The organism is Exiguobacterium sp. RIT594, from assembly GCF_003339585.1.
Lineage (GTDB): Bacteria > Bacillota > Bacilli > Exiguobacteriales > Exiguobacteriaceae > Exiguobacterium_A.
In genome coordinates this window covers 1,885,008-1,893,625 of the sequence record NZ_QPKF01000001.1, presented here as the reverse complement: position 1 = coordinate 1,893,625, position 8,618 = coordinate 1,885,008, and the positions used below count along the sequence as shown (strand labels likewise).

Genomic DNA, 8,618 nt, shown 5'->3' with positions numbered 1-8,618 from the left:
CGTTCCGCAATAGCTCAGTGGTAGAGCAACCGGCTGTTAACCGGTAGGTCGTAGGTTCAAATCCTACTTGCGGAGCCATTTATTACTTCTTCACCACATGCAATGGAGAGCTGTCCGAGTGGCCGAAGGAGCACGATTGGAAATCGTGTAGGCGTCATAAGCGTCTCAAGGGTTCGAATCCCTTGCTCTCCGCCATAACATTTTCAATTATAAAACGGCCCGTTGGTCAAGCGGTTAAGACACCGCCCTTTCACGGCGGTATCACGGGTTCGATTCCCGTACGGGTCACCATTTTTTATCATCGCGGGGTGGAGCAGTCTGGTAGCTCGTTGGGCTCATAACCCAAAGGTCGTCGGTTCAAATCCGGCCCCCGCAATTATTACATACGGTCCTGTGGTGTAGCGGTTAACATGCCTGCCTGTCACGCAGGAGATCGCGGGTTCGAATCCCGTCAGGACCGCCATTATTAAGGCTTTGTAGCTCAGTCGGTAGAGCAGAGGACTGAAAATCCTCGTGTCGGCGGTTCGATTCCGTCCAAAGCCACCATATGATTTTTAATGTTTTCCCATTTGTGGGGGGGTAGCGAAGTGGCTAAACGCGGCGGACTGTAAATCCGCTCCCTCGGGTTCGGCGGTTCGAATCCGCCCCCCCCCACCACTTTAGGGGCATAGTTTAGCGGTAGAACTACGGTCTCCAAAACCGTCAGCGCGGGTTCGATTCCTGCTGCCCCTGTTTTATTATTATGGCGATTGTGGCGAAGTGGTTAACGCACCGGATTGTGATTCCGGCATTCGTGGGTTCAATTCCCATCAGTCGCCCTTTTATTATTGGGCTGTGGCCAAGTGGTAAGGCACTGGATTTTGATTCCAGCATGCGAAGGTTCGATCCCTTCCAGCCCAGCTTTTTGTGCGGAAGTAGTTCAGTGGTAGAATACGACCTTGCCAAGGTCGGGGTCGCGGGTTCGAATCCCGTCTTCCGCTCCAATAAATGGCGCCATAGCCAAGTGGTAAGGCAGAGGACTGCAACTCCTCTATCGTCAGTTCGATTCTGACTGGCGCCTCCAATAATTCTTAATTGAATAGTTTTGCAAGAGATTGTGCCGGTGTGGCGGAACTGGTAGACGCGCACGACTCAAAATCGTGTTCCTTTGGAGTGTCGGTTCGATTCCGACCACCGGTATCTTGCGGGTGTAGTTTAGTGGTAAAACCTCAGCCTTCCAAGCTGATGATGAGGGTTCGATTCCCTTCACCCGCTTTTACCTTTGTACGATCTCATTTAAGATTCACCTGATTATGCGGGTGTAGTTTAGTGGTAAAACCTCAGCCTTCCAAGCTGATGATGAGGGTTCGATTCCCTTCACCCGCTTACCTGAAAAGAGCAACGTGTCGTTTTTAATTGACACATTGCTCTTTTTGTTTAGCATGGAGATAAACAAGCGAAAGGAGAGATACGATGCAGGGGGAATTGTTGAAAAAAGAATTGCAGAGGTATGCCAAAGAGATTGGTATCGATGAATTCCGTATTACGACAGCGGATCCTTTTTTGGTGATGAAACAGCGTCTCATTCAACAACAAGAAAAAGGATATGCTTCCGGATTTGAGGAACCCGATCTTGAGCGGCGGACGACACCAACGCTGTTACTGGATGATGCCGTCTCCATCATCGCAATCGCCGTCGCTTATCCAAGTAAGCTCAAGGATGCTCCGCGTGGAAAAGAAGGGGAGCGGCGGGGAATCTTTGGACGTTCTTCTTGGGGACTGGACTATCATCAGGCTCTGAAGCAACGCTTGACATTGCTGGAAGAAAAAATTCAAGAACTGATCCCCGGAGCTCGATCGCGTTCGATGGTCGACACGGGAGAACTAGTCGATCGTGCGGTCGCCGAACGGGCAGGAATCGGATTCAGCGGGAAAAACTGTTCCATCATTAGCGAGGAACATGGTTCTTATCTTTATTTAGGGGAATTGATTACAGATCAATATCTGCCTCCGGATGAGCCCGTCGAAGAGTTGTGCGGTTCCTGCAATAAATGTCTCGATGCTTGTCCAACGGATGCACTGATTGAACCGGGTGTCATCGATGCGAAACGTTGCATCTCGTTCATTACGCAAACGAAGACCCTGATTCCTGAACATTTCCGATATGCCCTCGGAAATCGTTTATACGGTTGCGATACCTGCCAGCAAGTCTGTCCATACAACCGGAAAAAACATGCAACACAACACAGCGAACTGCAACCTGATCCGGAACAGGTCAAACCGTTACTCATTCCGTTGCTTTCTCTTAGTAATCGTGAATTCAAAACACGGTTTGGTTCATTATCGGGTGCATGGCGTGGGAAAAAACCAATTCAACGTAACGCCATCTGTGCGCTCGTACATTATCAAGACTGGACGGCACTCGAAGCTTTACGGGTGATGGCTGAAACTGATCAGCGGGAAGATATGCGAGCCCTTGCCGTCTGGGCAATTGGTCGGATTGCCGGTCAAGAAGCACAAGACTACATCCAAGGGCGTCTGTTGACTGATTCTGCGGAAGATGTTCAAGTGGAAGGGAATCGTTTGCTTGAGGAATGGGGGAGCGGACATGCCGTATAAAAAATTGGCCTATACGTTTGGTGAGTTGGTTATCGGGTGGGAAGAAGAGGAAGTCGTCTATCTCGATTTTGGACATGACATGAATCGTCTGAAGCAATATCTTGACGAAGCTGCTTATTATGAGGCACCGTTGCCTGATTTCCTAGCCGATGCACTTGAAGCATATGAACGAGGACAGCCGGGTGCATTGGATGACGTTCCTTGCCGGCTGGAAGTGACCGTCTTCCAGCAGCGTGTCTTGGAAGCGTTGAAATTGATTCCGTTCGGCCAGACGGCAAGTTATGGACAACTGGCACGAATGATTGGTTCCGAAAAGGCGGCCCGTGCAGTCGGAGGTGCTTTGAATCGAAATCCAATCGCTTTGATTTATCCCTGTCACCGGATCATTGGGGCATCCGGTAAAATGACGGGTTTTGCCAGTGGCATTGCCCATAAAGAAGCGCTGCTTGCGCATGAGTTAGGAGAGAAGAATTAATGGCCATTCACGTCGTCATGTATCAACCAGAAATTCCACAAAATACAGGTAATATTTCACGGACGTGCGCAGCGACGCATTCAGTCTTACATTTAATTCGACCACTTGGGTTTTCAACGGATGATAAACAGTTGAAACGGGCTGGTCTTGATTATTGGGAGTTCGTTGATGTGAGGTATCATGATTCATTGGAAGAATTGTGGGATAAACACCCGGATGGGACGTTCTACTATATCACGAAGTATGGCGAAAAATATCCAAGCCAAGTGGATTTGTCGAACGTTGAAGAAGACTACTTTTTTGTGTTCGGACGCGAAACAAAAGGATTACCGTTAAACGTCATCGATGAGAATCTGGATCGTTGCATCCGTCTTCCGCAATCGAATCTTGTTCGTTCGCTCAATGTCTCGAACACGGCTGCCATCATCGTGTATGAAGCACTCCGGCAACAAGGATATGCAAATCTACTGTAAACCAACAAATCCCCCTGACCCGAATGAACGGGCAGGGGGATTTGTTTTATTCGTTACCTTCAGGTTTTTTGTTGTAGCCTGCGGTAAAAATCGCTGTCAAGAAAGCGAGACTAACGCCTACCATTAAAATAAATGCCATTTTTGCTTCCCCCTTTAGTCTCAATAACCGATATAATCTATTATAGTATACTTGTTAGTGTAATTGTGTGCTACATATGAAATTTCTATGAATGGAGATTCGAAATGCGGACGAACGTCTACTTATTGAGTTATGCCCCTCTGATCAGCATCCTGCTGTTCAGTACGTCTCTTGCGATTGCTACGTCTGAGCTTGCACTGACGTGGTTAAATGATGTCGGGGTGTATGACGAGCTACTACAAATACTTAGTGCACGTAACACGAAGTTGCTCGTATGGCTCGGCTTTTTAATCATTTATTTCATGATTTTCAGTTCCTTGAAACTAATCTCAGATACAATCAATCAGCTAGGGTTTGCGTTTTTCATCAAAGAACAGGTGGGAACGACATTGAGCATGCTACGCCCCGGGAGTATTCTCCTGTTGATCGGAGGATGCATCAGTTTTGCATTCATGACATCGTTCCCGTTAGTTTGTCTCGTACTGGCAAGTTCTTTCTTAATCTATTTTTTCTTTTACGTGTTTCAAATCAGTAAAATGACCTCCTCTGCAGGAGCCATCGGACTAGTGGTATTTCTTTTTCTGGCGTGGGGCATGTTACTGGCCGGATTGACCTGGGTCGGACTGAGCCTGTTCAATTCGCTCGGACAAGCCGTCCTGTTCCCGAAATAAGTCATCGGACAATCGAAGCCCACGTTCTGACCTGTAATGTACTGTTCGCTTCGCTTGGGAAGGCACGGGGAATATCTGCCCCAAGCCAGATTCCTCCGACATGTTGATTCTTTATGCCGACAAACCACATGTCCTTATTGTCATTTGTCGTACCGGTCTTCCCTCCGGTATAGGCAGGATTAGGATCATAACCCAAGCGTCCTGTTCCATAGGTCATGACGTTATGAAGACCTTTTCGGAGTAACTGGTTCGTCCGGCTCGACCAGATCCGGTCCGGTTCAGCCGGATGACGGTACAACACCCCTTGATCGGTCGTAATCGTCCGGATCATGGAGGATGGGCTGTACAGTCCGTCGTTGACGAAGGTTGTATAGGCATTCGTCAGTTCAAGTGGACTGACGCCATATTTCAACCCGCCTAATGCACTGTTGTAGGAATTATCTTCTTCGGTCCATTGACTGAACCGGAACGGTCGGATTGCCTTCAATCCTTCATTGAACGAAACAGAAAAAGCACGTAAGGCTGGTGTATTGTAAGAGTAAGCAATCGCATCGGCAATCGTCACGCTTCCGAGAATCCGGTTGCTACTGTTTTGCGGACAGTACCCGTCAAAACAAACAGGACTTCCGTCTAATCGACTTGTTAATGTTTTTTTCGTCTTTTCAAGATAGGGACCATAAACAAGCAATGGTTTTAACGTTGATCCAGGCTGACGGTAAGACTGAACCGCCCGGTTGAGCTGTCCCGGTACATTGGACTTATTTCCGACAAGTGCTGTTACACCACGTGTATCTCCGTCGATTCCGACGTAAGCGCCTTCAATCGGTCGAGGAAGCTGTTGAATCGCTTGTTTGGCCCGCGTCTGTTCTGCCGGATCAAGATAAGTCTGAATGACGGCGCCATGTTGATGTAAATACTGTTCAGCCTGTGACATGCTCAAGTTTTTTAAAGTAGCTGTTTGGCGGATTGCTTCTGATACGCTGGCATCAATGTAATCAGGATAACGGATGGTCGGCTTATGGAACGAAATGTTGACGGACTGCTTCCGGGCTTTGGTTGAGATGTTTTGCGTCTGCTGCAAAGCTTTTAAAATACGCTGTTGGCGTTTGCTTGTATTTTTCGGAAACCGCAAGGGATTGTAAAGAGACGGATTGTTTGGAATCGAAGCCAAATAGCTGACTTCCGCCCAGTTTAAATCTTTTGCATGTTTTCCAAGATAGGATGTTGCTGCGAGCTCGATGCCGTAGATATTATTCGCAAAATAAGCTTGATTGACATACGCCGTTAAAAGCTCTTTTTTTGAATATTTTTGTTCCAATTCGATTGCGATCAAAATTTCTTTTATTTTTCTAGTATAGGTTTTTTCTGTGGAAAGATAAGTCATCCGTGCCAGTTGCTGGGTGATGGTACTCCCGCCCTGACCTTTGTTATCACCTGATTGATTTTCTGTAAACGCTCGCAAAATACCGGTGATATCATAACCGTCATGTTGATAAAATCGCCGGTCTTCAATCGCGATAAACGCCTGTTCGACCTTTGGCGGTAAAGCATTTGCTTTCAAATCATTCCGGCGTAACCCGTCATAAAGCTCGAGGCGTTCTTTTTGGTACGTGACAGTAATCGGTTGATACGATGCGAGGGGGCGGTCAGTCGTCTTTTGATCTGCCCAACGGAATAAATCCTGGGCAAGATCCAACTGATTACGAACTGAAAAAAGTGTTAGTACTAAACTAAAAGCTAAAGCCAACACTAAGGTGTATCCGGTCGTGATTCTCATGAAAACTCCTTTCAAACGGCATTTCATTCCTATTATCGGTCTTTTATGAAGAAAACAGTAGAAAAATTTAAGAAATTTGTATTTTAATAAACCTATTTTGCAGGAATGTTATATTAAAAAGAGAAAAGGTGGGTATATAAGAGTATCTGTATAAATTAGAACACATGATTGATGGAAAAAAAGAGCACAAACTGGAGGGGACGAAATGGCTAAAAAGAATGTCGTCGCGATGTTGCTTGCTGGCGGAGAAGGAAAACGTCTAGGAGCACTTACGAAACACACTGCAAAACCGGCGGTCGCGTTTGGAGGAAAATATCGAATCATCGATTTCCCGTTATCCAACTGTACGAACTCAGGAATCGACACAGTAGGAGTCTTGACGCAATATGAACCACTTGAACTGAACCGCTATCTTGGAATCGGAAGTGCCTGGGATCTTGACCGCCGTAACGGTGGATTAACGATTCTGCCACCATACCAAGCCCAGAACGGGAAAAACTGGTATGAAGGAACGGCGAATGCCATCTACCGGAATATGAGTTACATCAACCAATATGATCCAGATTATGTGCTTGTATTGTCAGGGGATCACATCTACAAGATGGATTACGAAAAAATGATCGAGGAGCATCGTCAAGGGGGAGCAGACGTCACGATTTCTGTTCGCGAAGTCCCTTGGGAAGAAGCACCGCGCTTCGGGATCCTGAATACGGACGAAGATCTTCGAATCAATGAATTTGAAGAAAAACCGGAAAATCCGAAATCGAACCTGGCTTCGATGGGAATTTACGTCTTTAACTGGGATGTCTTGAAACGTCACTTGATTCAAGATGCAGGGGATGCAGAATCAAGCTTTGACTTCGGGAAAAACATCATTCCGAACATGTTATATGAAAACTTAAATATTCGTGCCTATAAATTCAAGGGATACTGGAAAGATGTCGGAACGATTCAGTCACTTTGGGAAGCCAACATGGATTTACTTGCAGCGGATCCGGAGTTTGATTTGTATGAACCGTCTTGGAAAGTACACTCCGTCAACCCGAACCAACAACCACAGTACATCGGGAACAATGCTTCAATCGATACTTCGATCATCAACGAAGGATGCCATATCGAAGGCGAAATCAATCATTCGGTTCTCTTTTACGGCGTTGACGTCGCAGAAGGTTCACTTGTGAAGGATTCGGTCATCTTCCCGAACGTTAAGATCGGTAAAGACGTCACGATTCACCGGGCGATTCTCGCAGACGGCGTCGTCGTAGAAGACGGGGCAACAATCGGAACACCGAACGGCGAAGTCTTTGTCATCGAAGCGAACAGTGTCATTCCGAAAAATGAAGTCATCAAAGAAGCGATCCAATAAGGGGGAAGTACCGATGAAAACAGATTTACTAGGAGTCATCAATCTGAGCGGTGAAGAAGGATTCTTTAAAGAATTGACGGAACACCGCAACTTGGCTGCCGTACCATTCGCAGGTCGTTATCGACTCATCGATTTCACATTAACAAACATGGTTCAAAATGAGATTGCGAATATCGGTGTCTTTACACTTGAAAAATACCGGGCCATGATGGATCATCTTGGATCCGGCAAAGAGTGGGACTTGGACCGGTCAAACGGCGGATTATACATCTTCCCGCCGGCTTTATCACAAGATGCCCATGAATTCCGTGGTGATTTATCAAACTTCCATTTACACCGCGACTTCTTTTTACGCAGTAAAGAGAACTACGTCGTGATTTCAGGATCAAATATTTTATCCGCTGTTGATTATCGCGATGTGCTGCGTGAACATAAATCATCCAATGCCGATATTACGGTCGTTTATACGAAGCGCGATTTGCCGTGTAACTACTGCCGTCCGATTCGTTTCAGCGAGCAAAATCGTGTGACGGCAATCGGTTCACGCGGGTATGAACCATCGGATGAGACGTTCTACATGGAAACAGTCGTCCTGTCAAAAAACTTGTTTGTCCGTCTCGTGGACGAAGCAATCGGTCGCGGGGAATATGATTTGCTGCAAAGTATCATCCGTTCGCAGTTAAACCGACTTCATGTCCATGGTTATGAATACACGGGTACATCACAAGTGATTCATTCCCTTCGTTCGTACTACCGTGAAAGCATGCTGTTACTCGAACAATGGGGAGCAATCAATGACTTCCAGCATGTCTACACGAAAATCAAGCACGAACCACCGACGCGCTACTTACCGGGATCGACAATCAAGAATTCACTTGTCGCGAACGGATGTAAGTTAGAGGGGACGGCAACGGACAGTATCCTCTTCCGTGGTGTCAAAGTCGGAAAACATGCGCGTATTAAAAACTCGATCATCATGCAAAAATCAGTCATCGAAGAAGGAGCAGTCGTTGAATACGCAATCCTTGACAAAGAGGTAACAGTGAAACGCGGACAAGTCATCCGTGGAACGGCTGAAGAACCGATTGTCATCAAGAAACAAACAATCGTTTAAAAGGG

General features: G+C 46.6%; 7 protein-coding genes and 15 tRNA genes. 21 read left to right on the top strand and 1 reads right to left on the bottom strand.

What is annotated here, in order from left to right; translation table 11 throughout:
* Nucleotides 1–3: 3 nt before the first annotated feature.
* From DVG79_RS09835 to DVG79_RS09745, 19 genes are all read left to right on the top strand, one after another.
* Nucleotides 4–78: transfer RNA gene (locus tag DVG79_RS09835), tRNA-Asn, on the top strand.
* A gap of 26 nt (nt 79–104) precedes the next feature.
* A tRNA-Ser gene (locus tag DVG79_RS09830) sits at nt 105–195 on the top strand.
* A 21-nt stretch (nt 196–216) separates the two neighbouring features.
* Nucleotides 217–291, top strand: a tRNA-Glu gene (locus tag DVG79_RS09825).
* An 11-nt stretch (nt 292–302) separates the two neighbouring features.
* Nucleotides 303–376 (top strand) — tRNA-Met (locus DVG79_RS09820).
* Nucleotides 377–387: 11 nt separating this feature from the next.
* A tRNA-Asp gene (locus tag DVG79_RS09815) sits at nt 388–463 on the top strand.
* Between the two features lie 7 nt (nt 464–470).
* Nucleotides 471–546: transfer RNA gene (locus DVG79_RS09810), tRNA-Phe, on the top strand.
* Between the two features lie 27 nt (nt 547–573).
* Nucleotides 574–657 (top strand) — tRNA-Tyr (locus DVG79_RS09805).
* Nucleotides 658–661: 4 nt separating this feature from the next.
* Nucleotides 662–732, top strand: a tRNA-Trp gene (locus tag DVG79_RS09800).
* Between the two features lie 13 nt (nt 733–745).
* Nucleotides 746–818, top strand: a tRNA-His gene (locus DVG79_RS09795).
* A 10-nt stretch (nt 819–828) separates the two neighbouring features.
* A tRNA-Gln gene (locus tag DVG79_RS09790) sits at nt 829–900 on the top strand.
* An 8-nt stretch (nt 901–908) separates the two neighbouring features.
* Nucleotides 909–983 (top strand) — tRNA-Gly (locus DVG79_RS09785).
* Nucleotides 984–989: 6 nt separating this feature from the next.
* Nucleotides 990–1,063, top strand: a tRNA-Cys gene (locus DVG79_RS09780).
* Nucleotides 1,064–1,098: 35 nt separating this feature from the next.
* Nucleotides 1,099–1,179: transfer RNA gene (locus DVG79_RS09775), tRNA-Leu, on the top strand.
* A gap of 4 nt (nt 1,180–1,183) precedes the next feature.
* Nucleotides 1,184–1,254, top strand: a tRNA-Gly gene (locus tag DVG79_RS09770).
* A gap of 40 nt (nt 1,255–1,294) precedes the next feature.
* A tRNA-Gly gene (locus DVG79_RS09765) sits at nt 1,295–1,365 on the top strand.
* An 87-nt stretch (nt 1,366–1,452) separates the two neighbouring features.
* The gene (queG, locus tag DVG79_RS09760) at nt 1,453–2,598 is read left to right on the top strand and encodes a tRNA epoxyqueuosine(34) reductase QueG (protein WP_114596527.1); all 1,146 of its coding nucleotides are present in this window, start codon (nt 1,453–1,455) and stop codon (nt 2,596–2,598) included.
* A complete protein-coding gene (locus DVG79_RS09755; protein ID WP_114596526.1) occupies nt 2,588–3,073 on the top strand; it encodes a methylated-DNA--[protein]-cysteine S-methyltransferase in 486 nt (161 codons plus the stop codon). The genes queG and DVG79_RS09755 overlap by 11 nt, the downstream gene beginning before the upstream one ends.
* Entirely contained in the window at nt 3,073–3,546 is a 474-nt protein-coding gene (trmL, locus tag DVG79_RS09750) for a tRNA (uridine(34)/cytosine(34)/5-carboxymethylaminomethyluridine(34)-2'-O)-methyltransferase TrmL (RefSeq protein ID WP_026829115.1), read from the top strand. The genes DVG79_RS09755 and trmL overlap by 1 nt, the downstream gene beginning before the upstream one ends.
* Before the next feature lie 243 nt (nt 3,547–3,789).
* Complete coding sequence (locus DVG79_RS09745) at nt 3,790–4,356, top strand: DUF5366 family protein (protein ID WP_114596525.1); 567 nt, start codon at nt 3,790–3,792, stop codon at nt 4,354–4,356.
* A gap of 1 nt (nt 4,357) precedes the next feature.
* Here DVG79_RS09745 and DVG79_RS09740 read toward each other — a convergent pair whose 3' ends face one another.
* The gene (locus DVG79_RS09740) at nt 4,358–6,133 is read right to left on the bottom strand and encodes a transglycosylase domain-containing protein (protein ID WP_114596524.1); all 1,776 of its coding nucleotides are present in this window, start codon (nt 6,131–6,133) and stop codon (nt 4,358–4,360) included.
* 205 nt (nt 6,134–6,338) lie between these two features.
* On the opposite strand from DVG79_RS09740, the gene DVG79_RS09735 reads away from it, so the two are divergent.
* Nucleotides 6,339–7,499, top strand: a complete 1,161-nt coding sequence (locus tag DVG79_RS09735; protein ID WP_114596523.1) for a glucose-1-phosphate adenylyltransferase — start codon at nt 6,339–6,341, stop codon at nt 7,497–7,499.
* Nucleotides 7,500–7,512: 13 nt separating this feature from the next.
* Nucleotides 7,513–8,613, top strand: coding sequence for a glucose-1-phosphate adenylyltransferase subunit GlgD (gene glgD / locus DVG79_RS09730; protein WP_114596522.1), 1,101 nt, complete (start codon nt 7,513–7,515; stop codon nt 8,611–8,613).
* Nucleotides 8,614–8,618 lie beyond the last annotated feature (5 nt).

Coding starts and splice junctions, on each gene's coding strand:
- queG (WP_114596527.1), top strand. CDS start 1,453: ATGCAGGGGGAATTGTTGAAAAAAGAATTGCAGAGGTATGCCAAAGAG.
- glgD (WP_114596522.1), top strand. CDS start 7,513: ATGAAAACAGATTTACTAGGAGTCATCAATCTGAGCGGTGAAGAAGGA.
- DVG79_RS09755 (WP_114596526.1), top strand. CDS start 2,588: ATGCCGTATAAAAAATTGGCCTATACGTTTGGTGAGTTGGTTATCGGG.
- DVG79_RS09745 (WP_114596525.1), top strand. CDS start 3,790: ATGCGGACGAACGTCTACTTATTGAGTTATGCCCCTCTGATCAGCATC.
- DVG79_RS09735 (WP_114596523.1), top strand. CDS start 6,339: ATGGCTAAAAAGAATGTCGTCGCGATGTTGCTTGCTGGCGGAGAAGGA.
- DVG79_RS09740 (WP_114596524.1), bottom strand. CDS start 6,133: ATGAGAATCACGACCGGATACACCTTAGTGTTGGCTTTAGCTTTTAGT.
- trmL (WP_026829115.1), top strand. CDS start 3,073: ATGGCCATTCACGTCGTCATGTATCAACCAGAAATTCCACAAAATACA.